At 37.2% G+C, this 22641-nt stretch carries 23 protein-coding genes, 1 pseudogene and 1 CRISPR repeat array; of the genes and pseudogenes, 15 read left to right on the forward strand and 9 right to left on the reverse strand.

Going from position 1 to position 22641, the window contains the following annotated elements:
• Nucleotides 1-76 precede the first annotated feature (76 nt).
• The 7 genes from rpsN (at nt 77) to D9780_RS01980 (ending at nt 6014) form a co-directional block, all read left to right on the forward strand.
• Entirely contained in the window at nt 77-346 is a 270-nt protein-coding gene (rpsN, locus tag D9780_RS01950; protein WP_121639090.1) for a 30S ribosomal protein S14, read from the forward strand.
• 42 nt (nt 347-388) lie between these two features.
• Nucleotides 389-604 (forward strand): hypothetical protein, encoded by a 216-nt coding sequence (locus tag D9780_RS01955; RefSeq protein WP_121639091.1) that lies wholly within the window; start codon nt 389-391, stop codon nt 602-604.
• Between the two features lie 83 nt (nt 605-687).
• Nucleotides 688-1875 (forward strand): GTP-binding protein, encoded by a 1188-nt coding sequence (locus tag D9780_RS01960; RefSeq protein ID WP_121639092.1) that lies wholly within the window; start codon nt 688-690, stop codon nt 1873-1875.
• A 288-nt stretch (nt 1876-2163) separates the two neighbouring features.
• Nucleotides 2164-3117 (forward strand): response regulator transcription factor, encoded by a 954-nt coding sequence (locus tag D9780_RS01965; protein ID WP_121639093.1) that lies wholly within the window; start codon nt 2164-2166, stop codon nt 3115-3117.
• 665 nt (nt 3118-3782) lie between these two features.
• The gene (locus D9780_RS01970) at nt 3783-4631 is read left to right on the forward strand and encodes an ABC transporter ATP-binding protein (protein ID WP_121639094.1); all 849 of its coding nucleotides are present in this window, start codon (nt 3783-3785) and stop codon (nt 4629-4631) included.
• Nucleotides 4628-5326 carry an ABC transporter permease gene (locus tag D9780_RS01975; protein ID WP_240458764.1) on the forward strand — a complete coding sequence of 233 codons (699 nt, stop codon included), beginning with the start codon at nt 4628-4630 and terminating at the stop codon, nt 5324-5326. Before D9780_RS01970 ends, D9780_RS01975 begins: the two co-directional genes overlap by 4 nt.
• 148 nt (nt 5327-5474) lie before the next feature.
• Nucleotides 5475-6014, forward strand: a complete 540-nt coding sequence (locus D9780_RS01980) for a GNAT family N-acetyltransferase (RefSeq protein WP_121639095.1) — start codon at nt 5475-5477, stop codon at nt 6012-6014.
• 353 nt (nt 6015-6367) lie between these two features.
• On the opposite strand, the gene D9780_RS01985 is transcribed toward D9780_RS01980, so the two are convergent.
• The 4 genes from D9780_RS01985 to D9780_RS02000 form a co-directional block, all read right to left on the reverse strand.
• Nucleotides 6368-6706 carry a hypothetical protein gene (locus tag D9780_RS01985; RefSeq protein WP_073006563.1) on the reverse strand — a complete coding sequence of 113 codons (339 nt, stop codon included), beginning with the start codon at nt 6704-6706 and terminating at the stop codon, nt 6368-6370.
• 1 nt (nt 6707) lies between these two features.
• The gene (locus D9780_RS01990) at nt 6708-8555 is read right to left on the reverse strand and encodes a DUF6792 domain-containing protein (RefSeq protein ID WP_121639096.1); all 1848 of its coding nucleotides are present in this window, start codon (nt 8553-8555) and stop codon (nt 6708-6710) included.
• A complete protein-coding gene (locus tag D9780_RS01995) occupies nt 8545-9162 on the reverse strand; it encodes a hypothetical protein (RefSeq protein WP_121639097.1) in 618 nt (205 codons plus the stop codon). The genes D9780_RS01990 and D9780_RS01995 overlap by 11 nt, the downstream gene beginning before the upstream one ends.
• 253 nt (nt 9163-9415) lie before the next feature.
• Nucleotides 9416-10027, reverse strand: coding sequence for a hypothetical protein (locus tag D9780_RS02000; RefSeq protein ID WP_121639098.1), 612 nt, complete (start codon nt 10025-10027; stop codon nt 9416-9418).
• A gap of 234 nt (nt 10028-10261) precedes the next feature.
• Here D9780_RS02000 and D9780_RS02005 point away from each other — a divergent pair, with 234 nt between their 5' ends.
• The 3 genes from D9780_RS02005 to D9780_RS02015 all read left to right on the forward strand — a co-directional run bounded on the left by D9780_RS02005 (nt 10262) and on the right by D9780_RS02015 (nt 14295).
• Complete coding sequence (locus D9780_RS02005) at nt 10262-12064, forward strand: ATP-binding protein (protein ID WP_371413697.1); 1803 nt, start codon at nt 10262-10264, stop codon at nt 12062-12064.
• A complete protein-coding gene (locus D9780_RS02010; RefSeq protein ID WP_121639100.1) occupies nt 12030-12770 on the forward strand; it encodes a response regulator in 741 nt (246 codons plus the stop codon). Before D9780_RS02005 ends, D9780_RS02010 begins: the two co-directional genes overlap by 35 nt.
• A 190-nt stretch (nt 12771-12960) precedes the next feature.
• Nucleotides 12961-14295: a CitMHS family transporter gene (locus D9780_RS02015; protein WP_121639101.1), complete on the forward strand. Its 1335-nt coding sequence runs from the start codon at nt 12961-12963 to the stop codon at nt 14293-14295.
• A 254-nt stretch (nt 14296-14549) separates the two neighbouring features.
• Here D9780_RS02015 and D9780_RS02020 read toward each other — a convergent pair whose 3' ends face one another.
• Complete coding sequence (locus D9780_RS02020) at nt 14550-14840, reverse strand: hypothetical protein (protein ID WP_121639102.1); 291 nt, start codon at nt 14838-14840, stop codon at nt 14550-14552.
• A 63-nt stretch (nt 14841-14903) separates the two neighbouring features.
• On the opposite strand from D9780_RS02020, the gene D9780_RS02025 reads away from it, so the two are divergent.
• The gene (locus tag D9780_RS02025; RefSeq protein WP_240458765.1) at nt 14904-15140 is read left to right on the forward strand and encodes a gamma-glutamyltransferase; all 237 of its coding nucleotides are present in this window, start codon (nt 14904-14906) and stop codon (nt 15138-15140) included.
• A 491-nt stretch (nt 15141-15631) separates the two neighbouring features.
• Nucleotides 15632-17193: a CRISPR direct-repeat array (repeat unit 32 nt; unit sequence ATTTCAATCCACGCACCTATATAAGGTGCGAC).
• Nucleotides 17194-17548: 355 nt separating this feature from the next.
• Here D9780_RS02025 and D9780_RS02030 read toward each other — a convergent pair.
• Entirely contained in the window at nt 17549-17893 is a 345-nt protein-coding gene (locus D9780_RS02030; protein WP_121639104.1) for a helix-turn-helix domain-containing protein, read from the reverse strand.
• Between the two features lie 153 nt (nt 17894-18046).
• Between D9780_RS02030 and D9780_RS02035 the strand changes: the two genes are divergently transcribed.
• Together D9780_RS02035 and D9780_RS02040 are read left to right on the forward strand one after the other, a co-directional pair.
• Nucleotides 18047-18286 (forward strand): helix-turn-helix transcriptional regulator, encoded by a 240-nt coding sequence (locus D9780_RS02035; RefSeq protein WP_073006584.1) that lies wholly within the window; start codon nt 18047-18049, stop codon nt 18284-18286.
• Between the two features lie 384 nt (nt 18287-18670).
• Complete coding sequence (locus tag D9780_RS02040) at nt 18671-19003, forward strand: type 2 periplasmic-binding domain-containing protein (RefSeq protein WP_121639105.1); 333 nt, start codon at nt 18671-18673, stop codon at nt 19001-19003.
• A gap of 49 nt (nt 19004-19052) precedes the next feature.
• Here the strand turns inward: D9780_RS02040 and D9780_RS02045 are convergent, their stop codons facing one another.
• From D9780_RS02045 to D9780_RS02055, 3 genes are all read right to left on the reverse strand, one after another.
• On the reverse strand, nt 19053-20630 hold the full coding sequence (locus D9780_RS02045) for an IS66 family transposase (RefSeq protein WP_121639106.1): 1578 nt from the start codon (nt 20628-20630) through the stop codon (nt 19053-19055).
• A 67-nt stretch (nt 20631-20697) separates the two neighbouring features.
• Nucleotides 20698-21048, reverse strand: coding sequence for an IS66 family insertion sequence element accessory protein TnpB (tnpB, locus tag D9780_RS02050; RefSeq protein ID WP_162985763.1), 351 nt, complete (start codon nt 21046-21048; stop codon nt 20698-20700).
• Nucleotides 21049-21056: 8 nt separating this feature from the next.
• Nucleotides 21057-21392 carry an IS66 family insertion sequence element accessory protein TnpA gene (locus D9780_RS02055; protein ID WP_121639107.1) on the reverse strand — a complete coding sequence of 112 codons (336 nt, stop codon included), beginning with the start codon at nt 21390-21392 and terminating at the stop codon, nt 21057-21059.
• 83 nt (nt 21393-21475) lie between these two features.
• Between D9780_RS02055 and D9780_RS02060 the strand changes: the two are divergent.
• A pseudogene (locus D9780_RS02060) lies at nt 21476-22156 on the forward strand (Bug family tripartite tricarboxylate transporter substrate binding protein); the annotation flags it as partial.
• Between the two features lie 27 nt (nt 22157-22183).
• Nucleotides 22184-22633, forward strand: a complete 450-nt coding sequence (locus D9780_RS02065; protein ID WP_121639109.1) for a tripartite tricarboxylate transporter TctB family protein — start codon at nt 22184-22186, stop codon at nt 22631-22633.
• The last annotated feature ends 8 nt before the right edge of the window (nt 22634-22641 follow it).

Below are 22641 nucleotides of genomic sequence, written 5' to 3' on the forward strand. Positions count from 1 at the left end.
GTAAGTTAAGATGATAAAACTAGACCAAACATGAAATTGGATTTGATTTTAAAAATAATAGAAATAGGTGAGATTAATGGCAAAAAAATCAAAAATTGCAAAAGAGAAGAAAAGACAACAAATGGTAGCAAAATATGCTGAACTACGAAAAGAATTAAAAGAAAAAGGAGATTATGAGGCGCTTAGAAAACTTCCTCGGGATTCTTCCCCTACACGTTTAACAGGAAGGTGTGCGATTACTGGGAGACCTCGTGGGTATATGAGAAAGTTTAAAATGTCTCGAATTGCTTTTAGGGAATATGCACATAAAGGTCAGATTCCAGGTGTGAAAAAGTCGAGTTGGTAAAAAGGAGGGACTTGCTTATATCTATAGGTGGAGGAGTTAAGGATGTGTGGCTACTCGACTATTTATATGACAAATGGCGAGACGATAAAAGTTCACTCTCTTTTACTGTCAACAGGTGCAGAAAGCGGTATACCTGGGGAAGATTGGCTCCAGCCAGGTATCAAGCAAATGAATTTTCCTCCTTGTGGCTTTCCTATTGTTCTGTCTTCTTTAGAATGGAAGCAAGGTCGCTTTGTTGTTTGGCACTTGCTGAATTAGAGATTGGACCTGTTTTAAGAAATATCGTTGGAGCTAGAAAAGCAGCAAAACGCATTGTACAACAAGCATAGGAGGAGAATATTTTGCAGAAGAAAATACCAGTTACTGTACTAAGTGGTTATTTAGGGTCAGGAAAAACGACATTATTAAATCACTTATTAACCAATAGAGAGGAACTGAAAATAGCTGTTATTGTTAATGATTTAAGCGAAGTAAATATTGATGCAGATATGGTGAAGCAAGGAAAGTTTAGTAGGGCAGAAGAAAAATTGATTGAACTGCAAAATGGTTGTATATGTTGCACATTAAGAGAAGATTTAATTAAAGAGGTAGAGAAGTTAGCCAAGCTTGATATTGATTATATTGTAATTGAATCGACAGGGGTGTCTGAACCAATCCCTGTTGCTCAGAGCTTCACTTATAAGGACGACGAGCTAGGTATTAATCTTGGAGAGCATTGTCAATTGGATACGATGGTGACAGTTGTAGATGCAAATCGTTTTTGGGATGATTATGGATCTGGCGAAAGCTTGCTTGATCGTAACCAAGGAGTAGATGAGCAAGATGCTAGAGAAGTTATTGATCTATTAATTGACCAAATTGAATTTGCTAACGTTATTTTATTAAATAAAATAGATCTAGTAGATAGAGAGGATAAAGAAGAATTAAAAGCAGTAATAAAACAGTTGAATTCGGAAGCTCATATTATCGATACTAGTTATAGCACAGTTCCTTTGGAGTCTGTGTTGAATACCGGACTATTTTCGTTTGAAAAAGCAAGTCAGGGGGCAGGGTGGATAAAAGAACTAAATGAGGAACACGTCCCTGAAACGGAGGAGTACGGTATTTACTCTTTTGTTTATCGAAGAAGGAAGCCGTTTCACCCAGAGCGCTGGTTGAACTGGTTGGAAGAATGCCCAGCCAGTATCGTTCGTGCCAAAGGATTCTTTTGGTTAGCTTCTAGAAATAATGTATCTGGTTTGTTATCGCAGGCTGGGACCTCCATTTCAATTCAAAGTGCAGGAGATTGGATCGCAACCTATCCTGAGCAGGAACAAATGAAAATTTTGCATGAAGATCCTGAGTTAGCTGAGCGTTGGGATGATAAATATGGAGACCGTTTTACGGAGTTGGTATTTATCGGTGTTGATATGGATAAAGAGATGATTACCAAGGGGTTGGATCAGTGTTTGCTAACCGATGAAGAGATGAAATACGATTGGAATACACTTTATGACCCGTTGCCGGCATTTACAGGAAGGGAATTGTAGCAAGGAAAAGCATCGTTTGGAAATGCGTGCTTTTAATAAATTCTAAATTGGTAACGTATAGCGTGACACTAAATCTAAAAGAACATGTCAGGTGCAATCCATCTATAACCAAGCAAAGTGATGGGGAGTGTATTGGACATGTCTTTTCCTTCTTATTCAGACAGAATTGATATGTATAGATAGCTATTATGGATTCTGTTTTTTCCCGCTTATGAATAAACTTTTGTAAAGTACTTCATGTTATACTAATCATTGTAAAAGATTATTCGTTTGAACAGGGGTTTGCATATGACACAGTTTACAATTCATGAAAAGATGATAGATAGCGAGTTATTGCCGTCGTTTTCCCTCACCATTGATGGGGCGTATACAGCTACGGTTTATAGTGACATGGATATGCAGGAGGAGCTGACCAAAGTCCTGCAAAATAATGGTGATTTTTCTATTTTTGATCTACAGGAAGGCTTGTATCAACGTCTTACCATAGAAGGAAACATCGTTTTTTTTCATAAATGGTTCCAATGTAAGACGCCTTTAGCGGAAATTCTCGTATTGTTTGCTTTGCAAAGCAGTGCAAAGAAGCCGTTGCACACTTGTACGGAATCAGAAATACGTCGGGTTTATTACGCAAAGTATTTCATGAGCGGCATGCAGCCGATGATCTTTCGTGAACCGATCCATGGTGCAGATGTGAGAACAATGGATACTTTTATCTATATGTTACAAAAGTTAAAGGAAAAACAAGTTCCGCTGTTAATTTTAGTTTCAAACCTGGAACACGCATTGTTGCTCGGTGATATAGCGTACAAATTGCAAAAAAGCGGTCTCCAGCAAATTGAACTGGATGAGGGAGAGGCAAGTGAAGAAGATGAAAGTAATAGTGCTGGGACATCAATGACGACTAGTTTTTTCAAAATTCCAGCAAAGGTCGATGATAAAATGATTTTGTTTGACCCTTTGGAAGTGGATTATATTGAGAGCCAAGATGGGAAAGCGATGATCGTTGTAAATGATGCATCTTATGCCTTGGATGCCACACTTGGGGATATGGAGAAAAAATTAGCCGTGTACGGTTTTTATCGCTGTCACCGTTCTTACATTGTTAATTTGCAAAAGGTTCGTGAAATTATTACCTGGTCAAAAAATACGTATTCTCTCCGAATTGATAATCAATCCCAATCGACAATTCCGCTGTCACGAACCAAAATACAAGAAATTCAGGACAAATTTAGCTTAAAGTAAGGTTCGTTTCATGTGGTGATTATGAATAACTGGGTACATACCATTTCTTTTTCCTATATAAGAAAGTACAAAATTAGGTGCTTCGCTAAGGAAATAACTGAATAAGCCACGTCCGATTACAGCACCAAGCATTTAGGTGACTCACCAATTGCCCTAAGTTAAGTCATCAATGGTTCGTTGGTAAGAGGAAAGCCAACTAAAAACGGTATTGCCTTCATGCGTCGACATCCCCCCCTGTTTTAGTGGCATGATTCTTACATCTTTCGTTGATTCGTTCCAGTCGCTACGTTGCTAATTGGGCGCTTGCGTGTTTCTTTCTATAGGAAAGCATCCTATTTGAAGGTTGATCGTATAGGAAAACGTAGCGTATTTTGCCATGAGTATTTGGCGGTAAGGCACGTTTTTCTAACCAATATGAAGAAAAGCTATTAGGTACTGGAGTATTTGACAAATGATTAGTACAGTTCGCAGCATTTATGTTACCATTCAGCTAAAATGCAGATTAAAAGGTAACTTGGCTAAATAAGGTAGTGCCGTATTGATGGCAGAGAGTAGAAAAACAAGGGTACAATTCACCCTCTTAAAGGTACAATTCATCCTCCGTTTGCTGCATTCGCTAGCTTTATCGGCTAAGCTAGAAGCAGTTCAGCGAAGGAGGTTTTCAATTGGAAAGTATTATAGCAGTGGAAGGAATGAAAAAATCGTTCGGACAACATGTAGCACTGAAAGATGTGCAATTTCATGTGAAAGAAGGAGAAATCTTTGGCTTGCTTGGACCAAGCGGATCGGGGAAAACAACGACGATTAAAATTTTAACGGGAGAACTTGGTCAAACAACAGGTAGCGTAATGGTAATGGGAATGGGTCCGAAACAGATGAGAACCGCTGATTTTAAATCCAAAATTGGTATATTATCTGATAATAGTTCCCTTTATGAGCGCTTAACGATCTATGACAATTTGAAATTATTTTGTAAATTATACCATGCGCCTTTAAAGCAAATAGATGCTATTTTGCGCGAGGTGAATTTATATGATGAACGCAGAAAAACGGTATCGAAATTATCCAGAGGAATGAAGCAGCGTGTACTGCTCGCTAAAGCGCTCATTCATAAACCAAAGCTCGTGTTTTTAGATGAACCAACATCTGCTTTAGATCCTGGAAATATGGCGCATATTCATCGAGGATTACGGAAATTGAATGAAGCAGGAACGACGATTTTTCTAACTACGCATAATATGGAAGAAGCGAATTCCTTATGCGATCGTGTTGCTTTTCTTCACGAAGGGGAAATAGTCGAATTGGATGATCCCGATGAGCTTCGCTACAAGCATTCAACGCACACCTTTCATATCGAAACATATGAAGGAGAGCGGCTTGTGCTTAAAAATACGCCAGACAATGCAGAGCGAATAAAGGAATTGATTGTATATAATCGGGTGAAATCCATGCAGACAGATAAACCAACATTAGGGCAAGTCTTTTTGAAAGTAACAGGGGAGGAGCTGGTATGATGAATATTCAACGCATAAGCGCTATTTTTGAAAAAGATATAAAAGATTTTATGAAAAATATGATGCTATTGATGATGCCGCTTATCCCAATAGGACTAGCCTTATTATATAAGCAGATGAGTAATGGGGAAGAGTTTCCAATCTATTTCTTGTATCTAAATGTAGGGATAGCGTATTCTTCTGTTACGTCAACCTGTATGATGACCATGATGGCTGAAGAAAATGAAAAGAAAACATTACGCGGACTGATTCAGTCACCTGCCTCCATGGTAGACATTCTTGTTGGTAAAAGTCTCGTCGTCGGACTCGTAACTTTTGTCTCTTTAACAGTGTCTTTAGCCATTATAGGGAGTGACCCATTCTTAAACGGGAAAGCTATTCTTGCGTTGCTTTTATTGTTTTTGTTCTTTCTATTTTTAGGTATTGGTATTGGCTTATTTTCTAAATCTATTTCTGCAACGTCTGCATATACCATGCCTGTCATGCTTTTGTTTGGCTTTACACCTATCCTTGGTTCTCTTCAGCTAGACGAGGATGGGATCGTTATGAAAATTACTGATACTTTTCCAATTATGCAAGCTATTGAATTCCACGATACGAGCTCTTGGATGCCACTAGCAATTATTGCTGGTTGGGTTTTTGCTGCAGCGTTGTTCATGTATAGTTGCTTTAAAAAGACAATGACAGATGATTAATTAGTATGGTAAGTAAGTTTACTAGAAAAAGGAAGAATCAGTGGAAGCGTGTTTTACTTTTACGCTGGTTTTTTGTATCAATTCATAGCAGTTTTGTAGGAAAATTGTATGATATGAAAAGAAGTTTTTCAAAGAGGTGAGGTGAAAAATGTTATATGTAGAGACGTCTAGATTAAAATTGCGTGACTGGGATGAAACAGATATAGTTCCATTTGCGGCACTTAATGCGGATGGAAATGTGATGCGGTATTTTCCTAAAACATTATCAACCGAAGAAACAGAAGCTTTTTACATATTAATCGTAGATAAGATCAAAGCTAATGGATATGGACTCTTTGCTGTGGAAGAAAAGGAAACGAATGAATTTTTAGGATTTATTGGGTTTCATCGAGCCACTTTTGCAGCTGATTTTACACCTTGTATTGAAATGGGTTGGCGACTAAAAGAAGCTGCTTGGGGAAAAGGTTTTGCTACAGAAGGGGCAGCAGCTTGTTTGCAATATGGATTTACGAAGTTAGGTTTTACTAATATTTATAGCTTTACAGCTGAGGTGAACACCCCTTCACAAAATGTCATGAGAAAAATAGGTATGCAATATGTAAAAGATTTTGATCACCCAAAGCTGAAGCAGGGAAGTATACTGAAAAAACATGTATTATATCATATAAATTCAAATTTGCTGAAATGATATGACTGTTACGTTGGGTACGAAAAAGGAATGTGAATTGTATTAAACGGTCAGGTCATGCGGAAAGAACGTGAGCATGCACGAAAAAAATAGAATGCGAGCAGTTAGTTCAACGGTTAAGTCCGCAAACAAACAGATGGCCACGATTATCAGTGGTGAAGCCATATTCATTTCCCCAAATCAATAAATGCAGTTGAATAGGTAAATATTCAGGGGGCTGTTCTTGCGCTGCCCGTTCACATATGCAAAAGCGGGAGCTGACAGCCCTATAGATATATGTTCCAGTGAGGGCGGGGGATGATGACTGATAGGGGGAGAATAATTTGCCTTTATACCACAGGCTGGAGTGCATGTTACGCAGACGGTGTATTTTCATAGGTAATGGTCATGCGTTGGCTTTTTATTTCATCGACTTGTTCATCTAGTCTTTGCACAATCTTATTCATACGTTTATCGATGTGTTCTAGTAAATTACGATTGTACGTCGTTAACTTTTTTGTTTCTTCTTTCATTGCTTCCACAATCTCACCCTTTTGATCTTCATTGACAATAATATCATCCATAAGATTGAAAAAAGTCTTATCGATTTTAAATATCTCCTCTGTGTATTTACGTAGAATTTGCTTCTTATGCATGAGATTCTCGCTTGCAACAATTTTTTCTGTTACTGTAATTGATTCTATATCTTTCATGTCATTCTCCCTCTACTAACCGAAATAAAGTAGCGATTTCTTTTTCTTCCGTAAACAAATCTTCGATGGCTTTGCGATAATTTTCAATATATGTATAGCTTTCTTGTACACTTTGCTTTAGTTCGTATATTTCTTCATCTAGGTTCTTATGTTCTAATGGGAAAAATACGTCGTGGACTTGAATCCGCCTTACTTTTTTATCTAATCGTGAAAAGTAAAGATGCTTTCTAAGAATATGTGTATATACACTAGGATTTGCCTCTATGTCATCTATTTTGCGCATCACTTTATATTTGTTTCTGTTATAGGATTTAGGAATTTCTCTATCTATTGCTGCTTGAAACTGACGAATCTTAGATAGCTTTTCTTCTAAAACGGTTTTTCCTTCTTGATACATACGCAAAGCGGCTGAAATATTTACTTTTATTTCTTTATTCCCATGATTGGTAGTGAAAAGCATATCTGTTCCTAAATAGGATTTTTTACCATGCGACAAACCATTTAAAACTTCCATAATACTATGGCTAGCCTTTAACTCATCTAAAACCTTCAGAAGATCCTCTTGATTTAACACTTTGAGACTATCTTTGATCGCGTTCATATGTCCCTTTATTTTTAGCGCTGCTGCAATGTCCCCGCCGATTTGTGTGATAAAGTTCCCAGTGCCTCGCACATCTACTATGCTAGATAATGTCTCTTGAATCCCTTCTAGCTCTGTTTCTATGTTGGTGACTTCTTCAACGATAAGTTGCCTTTGTGCATTGGTTATATATCCTGCATCTTCTAATCTACCAAAAATTAAATTAGCATTACTTGTAATTGTTTTTACTTGTTGAAGTAGTCCTGGCACTTTTTTATCTAACTGGCGGATCATTCCATCAATTTCAGTTTGATTTGTCATATAAGTTTTAAGGGAATTATCACCGATTTTGTTTACAACATTCATATTAACACCAAAAATCTCTTGCATAACTCCGTTTATTCCACCTTGGTTAGAAGCAGTGGTGTACTGGATGGCTAGTTCTTGAAAGTCCTGTATTACTTCATCTGGAATATCCTCTACTAGTGACCGCAACCCTGGATAGTTAGGGTTGGTGTCCACCATTTCGACATTCCCAAGTGTAAAGAAACCACGTACAGCACTTGCCGCATAAAGTGGATCATCCTTTGAGATGAATTGGTGGATATTTTTTGCTTTGTCTTTATAGTGGTTTTCTGCAAATTGTCGAAGTTGGTTTGGGTCTATGTCGTAGATGGCATTAGGATTATCGTATGACATAGAAAAATAACTTCTTACATCATTTGCAAATTTTCTATCTGCGAAATAGAGTTGATAATAATTTGTTTGAGCACCATTAACACTATACACTTTATCAAAAGTATTATGCATTAAATGGGCAGTGGTATTATTATTATGAGCTAATGAATGTGATAAACCAATAACAGGTGTTGAGTTTTCATTATTATTGAGCTTAAAATGATGTTTTGCGGCTAATACAAATCTATTCGTTGAATTAGCTTGCCGAATATCTCTTCCTGCTAACATTGCTTTAATATTATAATCCCAATCTTTAATATCCGTAGACCCTTGTGAAACAATGTATAATTCATCTTTTTTATTTTCCTTAGCATCTAAATAAATTGCCAACCCATCATATCCGGATTGTTTACTAGTTCTTGCCTCTTTTGAGGTATATACTTTAACATCGGCATGTAGTTTCTTACCTGTTTCTTCTAAATATATTCTTTTTACTTTTTCTGTAAATTCCGCCTTCGATAACTTATCATCGTATCCTAACTGAGTTAATCTTAACCGCAGTTCCGGTGAATGCATAATTCTACGACCCATCCCCATTCACTTCCTTATCCTCATCTATAAAGCTGACAGATTTCAGCCAATCCAAAACATATTTTTCATTTTCTATTTCGTTTTTATTGCATTTTTCTTTTAGTTCTTGCCGGCAATCGATTTGGTAAATAATTTCAAGTGCTCCACCAGCTTTTTCATTTTGTATATATCCTGCGTATGCATAAAACTCACTTTTATCAATGTTGCTATAGTAAAGTGATAGACCATCTCCTGCTATCTTTTTATAATTTATATCTTCACCAATCCTACTACTGAAGCTTTTTAAATTCATGTCTAATTCATCTGCCGTGTAGTCTGAAAAATAAAATATAGTAATGCCAGCGCCTCCAACAACGCCATTCAAGATATGGACAGAGAGTTCTTCATACTCTTTATCATCTGCAAAATATCCTCGTTCACCAATAATCCCACCTTCAGGAAAATCCATTTCATATTTCCCCGTTCCAGACAAAAATGGATAATAGCCAGGTCTTATTTCTTTTGTCGATTGTAAAAAACCTCGGGTAAATTCATCTTGAAATGCTCTTACATTAGGCAGGTCTTCGGGGTTCATTTCTGAAGGCTTCTTTGTTTTCTCGCTTGCCATTTGACAACCTCCTAAGAAAATTATGAATAATAGTAGTAAAAAAATGTATCGTTGCTTCTTCACATTTTAGCCTCCGATAAATAAGCCATTTTCCAATATGACCCATATTTTCAGTTATGTATAGTATATAGTTGACTATGAGCAAATGAAAGTGAAGAGAGGGGTTTTTTGAAAAATGAGTATATCGTCATATGACGAAAGAAGGTTTAGGGTGGAGGAAATAGCAGGTGTTCTTGTAATATATTTCTTTGGCTTATGAAATATTCACTTCCTTATTCTCATCTATAAAGCGGATCGTTTTCAGCCAATCCAAAACGTATTTTTCATTTTTTGTTTTGTTTTTATTGCATTTTTCTTTTAGCTCTTGCCTACAATCAATTTGGTAAATAATTTCAAGTGCTCCATCAGCTTTTTCATTTTGTACATACCCAGCGTAAGTATGAAATCCATTTCGCTCAAAGTTTCCGTAATAAAGTGACTGACCATCTCCGGCTATTTCTTTATAGTTTATATCTTTTCCAATCCTACTACTGAAGCTTTCTAAATTCATATCTAATTCATCTGTCGTATCATCAGAATAATAAAAAATTGTAGTGTCAGCGCCTCCAACAACATCACTTAGAATATGAACAGAGTATCCTTCATGTACCTTTTCTTTTCGTGCATATGCTCTTTCGCTAATTATTCCACCTTCAGGAAAATCCATTTCATATTTCCCCGTTCCAGACAAAAATGGATAATAGCCAGGTCTTATTTCTTCTGTCGATTGTAAAAAACCTCGGGTAAATTCATCTTGAAATGCTCTCACATCAGGCAGGTCTTCGGGGTTCATTTCTGAAGGCTTCTTTGTTTTCTCGCTTGCCATTTGACAACCTCCTAAGAAAATTATGAATAATAGTAGTAAAAAAATGTATCGTTGCTTCTTCACATTTTAGCCTCCGATAAATAGATGATTTACCAATATGAACCATATTTTTAGTTATGTATAGTATATAGTTGACCACTAGCAAATGAAAGTGAAGAGAGGGATTTTTTTGAAAAATGAGTATATCCTCATATGACGAAAGAAGGGTGTTTTTAATTGCAAAGGGAGAAGATTTTGCTCACAGTAGCATCCATTTTTCTTTTTATCCTGTCTACAATCGGTTCGTTAAAGCAAATTCTTTCTTCCTATCATAAACATGTCATTATACTAGTAAGAGAGAGGATGAAAAGGGGCGTAAAGATGTTTATTCTACATAAGAAGAAAGATATTATTGCTAATAAACGATATTTCAGTTTAAAGGTGAAAATGATCATGCTTATAAGTATCTTGCTTATAGGGATGTTTGTTATTTTTGGATTGTTTCTTCGCTCATTTATAGCAACAACGATGGAAGATCAAATAGCAAAGCGGGCGTTAAGCGTATCTAAAAGTGTCGCGAATATGCCAAGTGTACGCGATGCTTTTGAGTTAGAGCGTCCGGAAACGGTCATGGAAAATATTGTCGGACCCCTTCAACAAAATATTGGTGCAGAGTTTATAGTTATAGGAAATAAGGAGGGCATTCGTTATGCACATCCAGACCCGAAAAAAATTGGAAAGCCAATGGTTGGTGGGGATAATGCTCGTGCTTTAGAAGAGGGGGAGTCATATATCTCGAAGCGTGAAGGGTCATTGGGATTATCCATTCGCGGAAAAACACCTATTAGAGATAAGGATGGAGAAATTATTGGTGTGGTATCGGTTGGATTTTTAAATGAAAAAGTGCAACATATTATTGAGGATCAAATTAGATCTGTTTGGTTAATGCTATTTGGTATTCTTTTCATAGGGGTTATAGGTGCTATCCTGATTGCAACGTATTTAAAAAAATTGCTATCGGGAATGGAACCAGAGGAAATCACTCAACTATTATTGCAAAAAGAGGCCATTTTACAGTCTACACATGAAGGCATTATTGCTGTGGATAACCAAGGAAGAATGATGATGATGAACGATGCTGCGCAAACTATTTTATTTGATCGAGAAATAGATAAGCGGTCGTATGTAGGGAAAACCGTTGATCAATTTTTACCTCATACGGGGTTATTTGATGTTTTGAAAACAGGTGAGAAGCATTTTAATAAAGAGATGATCCTTGGCGATGTCGTTGTTTTGACAAACCGAACACCTATCTTTCATCAACATACTATCATTGGTGCAGTTACTACATTTCGTAAAAAAACGGAGCTGGAAAGCATTACAAAAGAGTTATCGCAAATGAAACAATATGCCAATGCCCAACGTGCACAAACCCATGAATTTTCCAATAAATTGCATACTATTCTAGGTTTGTTACAGCTAGATAAACAGGAAGAAGCGATTACATATATAAAGCAAGAAAACAAAACCCAAGCGACACTTTCGCGATTTTTACTGGAACAGGTAGCTGATCCAATGGTTCAAGGGTTGCTTCAAGGGAAATGGGATCAAGCCAGTGAACTTGGCATTACGATGGCGATTGATCCAGAGAGCCAGCTTTCTACTAGTTTTGTTGGAGAAAAGCAGCGGGCGTTTTTAACAGCGGTCGGTAATTTGCTTGAGAATGCTATCGAGTCTGTGAAAAAGGAGGAAAAATCGAATCGTAACATGACGGTTCTCTTTACAGATATTGGAGAAGATGTCATTGTAGAGGTGGATGATTCGGGAAGCGGGCTTTCACATCAGAATATCGATCCTATTTTTGAACAAGGTTATACGACCAAAGATGGGGCTCATCGTGGTGTTGGTTTAGCGTTAAGTAAACATCTTGTAGAACGTGTTGGAGGAGAAATTTTAGTGGAAGAAGGCGAATTAGGAGGGGCTCGTTTTATCATCATTATGCCGAAAGGGGAAGCGGAAAGGCATGGAGAAACAGGGGATACAGGTACTAATTATTGAAGACGATTTTCGCGTTGCAGCGATCAATCAACAATTTGTGGAACAAGTAGAAGGTTATCAGGTTGTAAAAAGTGTCAAAACAGCTGAAGAAGCGTATCATTATTTGCGAGAGCCAGGGGCAGAAATAGATCTCATATTATTGGATATTTATATCCCCGATGTAGAAGGGTTGGAACTTTTTTGGCAATTGCGTACCCACTGTAAACGAGTAGATATTGTGGTGATCTCCGCTGCGATAGAAAAAAATGTCATTGAGGAAGTGCTACGTGGTGGCGTGATTGATTATATCATTAAGCCTGTGGATGCAGAGCGGTTTACAAAGATGTTGAAGCAGTATCAACAAAGGCGTCGTTATCTGATGTCGAAAGAAGTTTTAGAACAGCACGAAATTGATGGTCTGATTGAAAGACAGATTGGGGGTTTCTCTCCTACCAAAAAAACGCATGGCCAGTTGCCTAAAGGAATTGATTCAATTACGTTAGATGAAGTTACCAATCTATTTCAAACTAAAAAGGTAAAAGGAATTACAGCTATGGAGTTAAGTGAACAAATTGGGACGAGCAGATCAACTGCCAGAAGATACTTAGAGTATCTCGTTTCCTTAAAAAAGATTAAGACAACACTGCTGTATGGAAATGTAGGCAGACCAGAAAGGCGTTATGTCCTTTGTGAAACTTATGAACAAAATGAAACAAATAATAGTTAATATACTTATCGACAAAATATTTTAACCGCTTACATTCCGTGATATTTTAATTACTAATCTAATACTTTTCGCTAACTTGTATCGTGAAAAGCATTGTTTCTCATAAAACTAGTTGAGAAAACGTTAGAAGATAACATTTGCGTGACTTTGGGGTTTTACATACCGCTTTGCTATGCAGAAGGGGGATATCATGGGAGTTTTAAGTATCATTGGATTTTTGACGATTATTATTATTGTACTATTATTAATTAGCGGACGTGTGGCGCCAATTATAGCATTAGTGTTGACACCTATCATAGCTGCAGTCATTGCTGGATTTGGTCTAGAAGACATCGGAACATTTTTTAATGATGGGATTGCCGATGTTGTACATGTTGCGATTATGTTTATTTTTGCAATTCTTTTTTTCGGTATTATGCAAGATGTTGGACTATTTGATCCATTAATTCGAGGGATGATTACTGTATCGCAGGGGAATGTCATCGCAATTAGTGTTGGTAGTGTTTTTATTGCTGCCATTGCTCAATTAGATGGGTCTGGGGCATCTACATTTCTTATTACCATACCAGCATTGTTGCCGCTTTATAAAAAGTTAAAGATGAATCCATATTTACTTCTGCTATTGATTGCAGGAAGCGCAAGCATTATGAATATGTTACCATGGGCAGGGCCGTTGGGCAGGTCGGCTTCTGTGTTAAATATGGATGTCACGGAATTATGGAGACCGTTAATACCTGTTCAAGCCATTGGACTTGTACTTATGATTGCTTTAGCGATTGTTCTTGGATATCGGGAAAAAAGGCGGATTACGAAAGCATACGGATCCGTAGAAGCGGCGGCAGCTATGGAGCCTGATGTAACCAACGTAGACGGTACGTCAGAAACTATAAACAAAGCGTCAGAAACTGTTGCTTGGAAATTTGGGCTTAACATTTTATTAGCCATTGCCGTTGTAGGGACATTAGTATGGGGCATTATCCCAGCAGGGCTTGTATTTATGATTGGGGTAAGCTTAGCGCTACCGCTAAATTATCCAAACATGGAAGATCAAATGGATCGCATGCGCGCTCATGCTCCAAATGCCTTAATGATGGCGACAATTATACTAGCAGCTGGAACCTTCTTAGGGATTTTAACTGGTACGGGAATGTTGAATGCGATTGCAGAAGATGTGGTCAAAGTAATCCCAGCATTCATTGCGCCGTATATTCATTTAATTATCGGCTTCTTTGGTGTTCCATTTGATTTGTTGTTAAGCACGGATGCGTATTATTTCGCATTAATGCCAGTAGTCGAACAAATTGCAACTGGCTTTGGGATTGATTCTCTATCTACTGGTTATGCGATGATTGTTGGCAATATTGTTGGAACGTTTATTAGTCCATTTTCACCAGCAGTCTGGTTGGCTCTGGGATTGGCAGGCTTGGAAATGGGACGTCATATTCGCTATTCCCTGTTTTGGCTATGGGGGCTTAGTATTGTTCTCTTAGCAAGCACCGTAGCTATTGGATTAATTACTGTTTAAAATATGCCGCACATCTTGTGCGGTTTTTTGAACTGTAGGGAAACATAGAATTTTGTAGATGATAGTATAAGAATTACAAAGGTTGTCGCTATTAGAATTGGCGAAAGCCAGGTTTTTTCTAATATTTTTCCTTCGCTAGTCATTTCTGTTTGTTAAAAATAACTAACTTTGTTGGAGTAGTAGATGGTTATTTTTTATCCGGGTGCGAGTTATTAACAAGATATTTGCTTTTACTGCTTTATGATAGTACTTGGTCATTTAACTTCTACATCAAATATAAACGATGCCTCCCCGTTTTCCCACTTGGCTTTCACTTCATAAATATAAATTCCTTCTTTTTTTGGGACATTTAGTTTATTGTCTTTAAGAGCAACTTCTTTTGTTTGTTCATCTTCGTTCCACTGAAAAACAGTAAGTGATGGATTTTCTTTAACAATAATTTCTATACTACTATTCTTATTGACCGTAAGTGTTTCGAATTCTTCGGAAAGTTCCAATACGGAGGGAGTATCTACAGACTGTATTTCTGGCTCTCCTTTAGACACATAATCTCCTGGTATCATTTCATATTTATCTGAATGTACAATGATTTCACCAGATGTTGGTACTTGCTCTTTTATAAACGGAAATTGACAGATGATTTATTTAAAGAATGGTTTACAACTTTTGCACCTAAAGGAAAAGCACCTGCAGCAGGTGAAATATGGTACGCGCCAAACCATGGAACGACATTACAGGAAATAGCAGATAGCTACGGGGAGTCTTTTTATCGTGGAGAATTAGCAGAGCGTTTTCATCAATTCTCTAAGCAAACTGGTATAAGGTTGGCATACTTTTTCAAATGAATCACCCCTTAATATGTTATGCCTATGCTACAAGTATAATTAATCATACCATCTCGTGCTTACTGAATTTAAACAATACGTTGTTTTGCTTAGATACAATTCGGCTTTTCCGTTATCACCGTCAGGATATCCTCTAACATTGAACTTAAAAAAATGTTCCTTTCCGATTTGGTGCTTCAAATCTTGATATTCGCCATTGAAATGCACATTAATAAAACAAATGTAAATAACCCAGTTATAGTTCTTGTCTCAATAATAAAACTCGCCTTTCCCCTTAACTCTTTTATTATAGTAGACTTCTATACATGGCTAAGAAACACCTGCAAGTTTTCAAATTATGTATAGGTATGTTTTTAATACTTGATCACTAAAAACTTTGGTTTACTAGTGGCAACTACAAATTTATAGGGGGAAGTTACAAACATCTTCAATAAAGGATATGGTGGATAATTCTGAATTATTTTAAGCTAAAAATGGCTATTATACCAGCTGTAATTTCCATCGCACCTATATAAGGTGCGACGGCGCAAAATCGACATGATTGACGAGTTCAACCAATTTCAATCCACGCACCTATATAAGGTGCGACCCTCAGTTTATTCACATGAATGTTGCGCTTCTTTAATTTCAATCCACGCACCTATATAAGGTGCGACTTCATCGTCAAGGAGCTTACCCAGCTCCCAGTGTATTTCAATCCACGCACCTATATAAGGTGCGACCCAACAGGACCAAAAGGTGATAGAGGACCGCAAGATTTCAATCCACGCACCTATATAAGGTGCGACAATGAAATTAAACGAAATGGTGAAAAAATTTGTAATTTCAATCCACGCACCTATATAAGGTGCGACGTGTTTGAGGTTTAGTTCTACATATTCTTTTAACCAATTTCAATCCACGCACCTATATAAGGTGCGACAAGTTATTTATGGTGATAAGACATATAGGCATGATATTTCAATCCACGCACCTATATAAGGTGCGACATTGCGCAAATTTAAGCCGAAAGGATGACGAAAAATATTTCAATCCACGCACCTATATAAGGTGCGACATGAAAGTAGAAATACGTAAAACTATATCGGGTACGATTTCAATCCACGCACCTATATAAGGTGCGACGAGTAAAGAGGATACGATTCGTAATTACATCGTATTTCAATCCACGCACCTATATAAGGTGCGACGAGTAAAGAGGATACGATTCGTAATTACATCGTATTTCAATCCACGCACCTATATAAGGTGCGACTAGCAAATGTTTTTTTGATGTCTACAGGATTATTATTTCAATCCACGCACCTATATAAGGTGCGACGGTTCAGCTTGCACTTTATGGACTACCAAACAGGGATTTCAATCCACGCACCTATATAAGGTGCGACAATAAATACGCATTACGGATCTAAAAATTAATAGTATTTCAATCCACGCACCTATATAAGGTGCGACGAAGAATTATCTATAAAAATAGTCGGAAAAGAGGATATTTCAATCCACGCACCTATATAAGGTGCGACTAGCTTATCATTTAACAACTAGAAGCGGAAAGGGTATTTCAATCCACGCACCTATATAAGGTGCGACAATTAAAGAAGCGCCAGATAAAGCGACTCTCAAATTTCAATCCACGCACCTATATAAGGTGCGACTCAAATGATTCGTAAGGGTTTGTGTAAGCTTGATATTTCAATCCACGCACCTATATAAGGTGCGACAAAAATTTAGTGGTATAATAAATATAGAAAGTAAATTTCAATCCACGCACCTATATAAGGTGCGACATGATATTCGACAAAGATAGTCAATCTTTAAGGACAATTTCAATCCACGCACCTATATAAGGTGCGACATTTTATGGAGTTTCTAGATTTTGGTACATATGTATTTCAATCCACGCACCTATATAAGGTGCGACCTCAACGCTACTTTTCTTTCGTTCACTACTTGTAAATTTCAATCCACGCACCTATATAAGGTGCGACGTAAACAAAAAACCTGCAAAAATAGAATTAACAATTTCAATCCACGCACCTATATAAGGTGCGACTGCGATTTTATCCTAAAAACTAACAAAAATAATCAAAAACAGTCCATTTTTAAGTTGAAAATCTTAAATATTACTAATTATCTTCAATATTATTACAAAAATCATCAAAAAAGCAAGCGGATTTTGGTGCGAATCCCCCTGGGTTTTTATGTGCACTTGGGGTTCGCACCAAGTATATTATGTAAAAATTTTTGTATTTAGAACAATTAATGAATACACAAAAGGCGGTCATGAAAGTTTTAGTTATCTGTTGACGTATTATATAAAGCAAATTTCTGAACGCCTTTTTGAAACCAAACTCCAATAGAAAAATTTCTTATACACTCTAAAATGAAGAAAGTTTACGACACCAATTTTATTCCTCTTTAAAAACATCCCAAATTTTTTTAAGACGTCGCATATCCTCCTCTCCATTGCTTGGTAATTCTTTGTACCAGAGTTCTAATTCTGGATCAATATTTAAAATTTCATCTTTATTCTTGTTTTTAATGCTATTTCCTACCAAGTAATCAATACTTACATTATAAAATTGTGATAAATTTTTAAGCATTTCTATATCTGGCTCTACATGATTGTTCTCGTAATGGGAATATCTAGCACGAGAAATACCCAGAGATTTTGCAACATCTTCCTGTTTTAAATCTCTTTGCTTCCGTAGAAATTTCAATCTATTTCCAAATACAGGAGAGTTCTTTTTCACATGATCACCTCAAATTACCTCTATTATAACGGACAACCGATAAAATGTTTATCTATGATAATAAAATTTTCTAAAAATCATTGACGATAATTAGTTTATCTTTTATAGTATTTGTAATGATAAAAAAGTTATCAAATGGAGGGAGAATAGTTAATGGAACGAAAAGCACTTACACAGCTCAGAAAAAAGCATCAATTGACTCAACAAGAATTAGCAAAAGAATTGGGTATTTCAACTATCTATGTTAGAAAAATAGAAAAAGGAGATGCTGATCCTGGTCGAGATACAATGGTGAAGTATGAATTATTTTTCAACGAAGATATAAAAAAACTTTTTCCAGATATTTTTTATGCTATTGATAAGGAAAAACAAAATGATAAAGAAGTGATCTAATTCCTTATAAAAATTGAAATATATAAATGAATATTATGCAATGCACAACGGGGTTACTAGCAAGTCAAATAAAATTTGAATTGATTAGTGCACCTAAAAAGTGACTGTTTCAATAGCGCGATAAAAGTTTGATTGATTCTTACCCCAAAAAGGTCATTAGATTATTTCATGTCGGCATATAGTATTCCATTTATTGAACAAGCAACTATATACGGTGTTTTGAAAATATGATTTTTTAAAAATCGACCTTTTTGGGAATTATCTATTTTCAACTACTTTTTTGGGTGAAGGCATGATAGTTTTTGTATCTCTATGAACAAATGATTCTACTATGAAAAGCACTTACAGGCGAGTTTGTTATACAAAAATGAAAGGGTGATTACGTTGGGAAAAAAATGGGGTTTGATTTTAGTGTTTGTAAGCATGGTTACTTTAATCGCTTGTTCTAATAATAATAAAGCGGTTAGTGGGGAATGGTCTCCAAAAGAATCGATTGAGGTTGTCGCTCCTGCTGGTGCTGGGAGTGGCTGGGATACAACTGCGAGAATGACTGCCAAAATATTTGAGGAAGAAGGGATGATAGAGCAAGATATTGGCGTAGTAAATAAACCCGGTGGAGGGGGTGCTGTTGGTTGGGCTTATGTAGCTGAGAAAGCAGGAAATCCGCATCACATGTTTATCGCTTCCCCTCCAATTATTGATGTGCCATTAAAGTAAGCGTAAAACAGCCCACACCTATTATGTAGATGTGGGCCTATGTTAAGATTTACTTAGATTTCGTAGGAACACGACACTCTTGAGGCAGCGTGGTTGACCACGGTAAGAGTCGGGTTAGTTGTTCCCTATCTGTTGTATCTATATTGGGAAGTCGTTCAAATAAGTAGCTAAGATAATGGAATGGATTTAATCCGCTTTCCTTCGCTGTTTCCACTATGCTATAAACAATGGCACTGGATGTAGCTCCTTTGGCGGTATTACTAAACAGCCAAGCTTTTCTTCCGATCACAAAAGGCTTGATCGACCGCTCTGCGCAGTTGTTGTCTATCTCCAATCTTCCATCCTTTAAAAATCCTTCTAAGCGATCCCATTGTTTACGGCAATAGGTAACAGCTTTGCCTAGTTTACTCTTCGGAAGAACACGCGGCGTTTGCTGTTTTAGCCATGCTGAAAAAGCATCCAGCACGGGCTGACTGCGCTCCAAACGTTGTTCATAACGTTCCTGTGGGCTAACGCTCTTTAGGTCGCGTTCGATATCGAATAATTGATTACAAAAGTCTAAGCCTTCTTTCGCTTTTACCGCTGTAGTGGTCGAAGATTCGGGAAGCGATTGTAATGCTTCTGTGAATTTACGACGTGCATGCGCCCAGCAACCAATCAGTACGACATTCTTTATTCCATTATAACCAGGGTAACCGTCTACTGTTAAGTAGCCCTGATATCCCTGTAGGAATCGTCGTGGATGTTTGGATGCTCTTGTTTGCTGGTACTCATACAAAATGATTGGCACATCCGTGTGTCCAGAGCGATACAGCCACATATACGAATTGGAAGTAGCTTTTCTACCTGGTTCAGATAAAACTTGTACAACTGTTTCATCTGCATGTATGGTATCCAATTCTAATAGGGCGGTATGCATCTCTTTGTAAATGAGTGTAAGCCAAGTGGTCGCACCATATATGACCCAATTAGCTAGTGTTTGACGTGGAATAAAGACGCCAAATCGTTCGAATTGCTTCTCTTGGCGATACAACGGCATTCCTTCCACGTATTTTTGCGACATCGTATAGGCCATGGCGGAAGGAGAGGCTAAACTCCCTGGAAACACAGGCGCTGGCATTTTAGCTGTTTGAATAGGCGTTTGTATCTCATGTTGTTCACAATGACGACAGCTATAGACGTACTGGACATGTTCCACCACTTTCACCTGCGCAGGAATAACCTTTAATTCTTTACGCACTTGCGTGCTCATTTCATGCAGTTCACCAGCGCAACACGAACACACCTGTTCCTCAGCAGGTAAACGGTATTCTACCGTTTCCGTAGGCAGGTTGTCTAATTGCTCCTTGCGTTGCCCTTTTTGCTTCTTGCGTTTATATGTAATCGTCTCCACCGTAGGCTCTTCATGGTTGGAATCCGAAGTGTCCTCTACCTCGTTAAAAAGAGACAGTTGGTCAGAATTGGTCTTCTCGCTAGAAGAGCCGAATTTTTGTTGTTGAAGCAATCTAAATTGTTCTTCATACCATTTTAATTTTGCTTCTAACTCTTCTTTTTCCAACTCTAGCTTTTCGTTGAGCTCTTGATAATATTCCATTGTTTTCTTGTTTGTTTCCGCTGTTTTATCCATAAAATTAGTATACGAAAAAGAACCCGACTTGCCTAGTCGAATTCCCGTATTTCTATATTTCAATTTTTTATAGAATCGTGCGCGCTAGTACTTCTCTGTGTGCTTGGTGCTGGTTCATCGACATACCATCCAACAACCAGCGAAATTGACGTGGGCTAATAGATATAGGCGTTAAGTCTTTATCGGATGGCCATTGAAATGTTCCTTTTTCAAGCCGACGATAATACAGCCAAAATCCGTTGACTTCCCATTGCAGTATTTTTAACTTATCACGCTTTCGGTTACAAAATACAAACAGGCAAGGAGAAAAAGGGTCTAAATCGAAGCATTCTATCACAATGGCAGCAAGTCCATCAATCGATTTACGCATATCTGTGCTACCGCAAGCTAAATACACTTTTTCAAATGGCATATTCATGAACGTGATTACTTCCCTAAAACATGAATAATATCCGAGAGTAAGTTCATATCCGTTCCTGATCGCACTTCAATGGAGGTAGAACCAACGTGAATAAAGATTGGTTCTTTCTCGTGAGGTGGTACAAGTGGAAAATCACCCATTTGAACGGTTAGCCATTGTGTTTCCCTGGATGCGCTTTTCTTGATGGAAGTTTTGCCGTGCTCACGAAATTGTTGCACCCAATAATACATCTGATGCGTTTTAATTTCTTTCCCTCGGCACCATTCAGATATACTTTGTCCGCTTTTTTTCCAGGCATCATACCGCGCTTTCCATTCTATTCGCTTGTCTTTTAGGGTCATCGCATAACCTCCTAATTTATTTTCTAAGAAGATTATCACATAGATGCCCTGTGATTGTTATGTGTATTTTATTTTACGCTTACCCATTAAATGGTCAATCTCAGTATGATCATAATGATTTTACGCCAATTGCCAATGTAATTGCTGATTATGGTGCTTTTGCAGTAAGGGCAGATTCAAAATGGGAGAATTTAAACGATTTATTTGAAGATATGAAGAAAGACCCTTCATCCGTTACAATCATTGGCGCATCTTCTCCTGGGAGTATGGATCATATTCAATTTGTGAAAATTGCCAAGGAAGCTGGAGTAGATATTAAAAAAATTAAATATGTATCTGAGCAAGATGGAGGAACATTAACAGCTTTATTGAACGGAAGTGCTGATGTTTATTCAACTGGTGTTGCGGAAACCATTGAACAAGCAAAGGCTGGGAAAATCAAGGTGCTTGGAGTCACTTCAGAAGAGCGATTAGAAGGAGAAGTTATTTCTGAATTTCCAACGGTTCGAGAACAGGGGATTGACTCCTATTTTGTGAATTGGCGAGGTTTTTTTGCACCACCTGATACTGACGAAAACGCCATAGATTTTTATGTTTCTAAGTTTAAAGAATTAAATGAGTCAGAAGCATGGAAAGAAATTCGAAAGCAGTATGGTTGGGATGAAATGTTCATGTATGGAGAAGAGTACAAAGATTTTTTAGATGAACAGAAAGAAGAGTCTGAACAATTACTGGATGAGCTAGGAATATTAAAAAATGAATGAGGGCAAGATGGGAGTTGATCTATAAACATGTTAAAAACATTAAATAGAAAAATTGCAGTGCTTCTTTGGTGCATAGCTATTTTATATCTTTTCTTTGCCTATAGATTGCCATCCTATGCTTATGTACCAATAGATTCGAATGCTTTGCCAATAATTTTAGGAATATTATTACTAGTTCTTTCCACTATCTTATTTTTCGGAAAAGGGGACGTTGAAAATGACAAATTAAATATAAATAAGACTGATTTGCTGAAATTACTTGGTGTGTTTTTGCTCATCGTTCTTTATGCTAGTTTTTTAGAGAGTTTAGGGTTTTTAATTGTAAGCACTTTCTTCATATTCTTTTGCTCGTACTTATTAGGTTATAGAAAACATGTAATTAATGCTGTTATAGCTATTCTCGTACCATTAACATTTTATCTTTTATTTACGAGCGCATTACAAATTCGGTTGCCGCAAGGGGTTATGCCTTTTTAGAGGGAGGT

This window comes from Virgibacillus sp. Bac330 (genome assembly GCF_003667845.1).
In the GTDB taxonomy this organism is placed as follows: Bacteria; Bacillota; Bacilli; order Bacillales; family Amphibacillaceae; genus Virgibacillus; species Virgibacillus chiguensis.

What these genes read in the sequence shown, in the direction of transcription:
- rpsN (WP_121639090.1), top strand. Translation starts at nt 77, where the DNA reads ATGGCAAAAAAATCAAAAATTGCAAAAGAGAAGAAAAGACAACAAATG.
- D9780_RS01955 (WP_121639091.1), top strand. Translation starts at nt 389, where the DNA reads ATGTGTGGCTACTCGACTATTTATATGACAAATGGCGAGACGATAAAA.
- D9780_RS01965 (WP_121639093.1), top strand. Translation starts at nt 2,164, where the DNA reads ATGACACAGTTTACAATTCATGAAAAGATGATAGATAGCGAGTTATTG.
- D9780_RS01975 (WP_240458764.1), top strand. Translation starts at nt 4,628, where the DNA reads ATGATGAATATTCAACGCATAAGCGCTATTTTTGAAAAAGATATAAAA.
- D9780_RS01980 (WP_121639095.1), top strand. Translation starts at nt 5,475, where the DNA reads ATGTTATATGTAGAGACGTCTAGATTAAAATTGCGTGACTGGGATGAA.
- D9780_RS01985 (WP_073006563.1), bottom strand. Translation starts at nt 6,706, where the DNA reads ATGAAAGATATAGAATCAATTACAGTAACAGAAAAAATTGTTGCAAGC.
- D9780_RS01990 (WP_121639096.1), bottom strand. Translation starts at nt 8,555, where the DNA reads ATGGGTCGTAGAATTATGCATTCACCGGAACTGCGGTTAAGATTAACT.
- D9780_RS01995 (WP_121639097.1), bottom strand. Translation starts at nt 9,162, where the DNA reads ATGGCAAGCGAGAAAACAAAGAAGCCTTCAGAAATGAACCCCGAAGAC.
- D9780_RS02000 (WP_121639098.1), bottom strand. Translation starts at nt 10,027, where the DNA reads ATGGCAAGCGAGAAAACAAAGAAGCCTTCAGAAATGAACCCCGAAGAC.
- D9780_RS02010 (WP_121639100.1), top strand. Translation starts at nt 12,030, where the DNA reads ATGGAGAAACAGGGGATACAGGTACTAATTATTGAAGACGATTTTCGC.
- D9780_RS02015 (WP_121639101.1), top strand. Translation starts at nt 12,961, where the DNA reads ATGGGAGTTTTAAGTATCATTGGATTTTTGACGATTATTATTATTGTA.
- D9780_RS02035 (WP_073006584.1), top strand. Translation starts at nt 18,047, where the DNA reads ATGGAACGAAAAGCACTTACACAGCTCAGAAAAAAGCATCAATTGACT.
- D9780_RS02045 (WP_121639106.1), bottom strand. Translation starts at nt 20,630, where the DNA reads ATGGATAAAACAGCGGAAACAAACAAGAAAACAATGGAATATTATCAA.
- tnpB (WP_162985763.1), bottom strand. Translation starts at nt 21,048, where the DNA reads ATGAATATGCCATTTGAAAAAGTGTATTTAGCTTGCGGTAGCACAGAT.
- D9780_RS02055 (WP_121639107.1), bottom strand. Translation starts at nt 21,392, where the DNA reads ATGACCCTAAAAGACAAGCGAATAGAATGGAAAGCGCGGTATGATGCC.
- D9780_RS02065 (WP_121639109.1), top strand. Translation starts at nt 22,184, where the DNA reads ATGTTAAAAACATTAAATAGAAAAATTGCAGTGCTTCTTTGGTGCATA.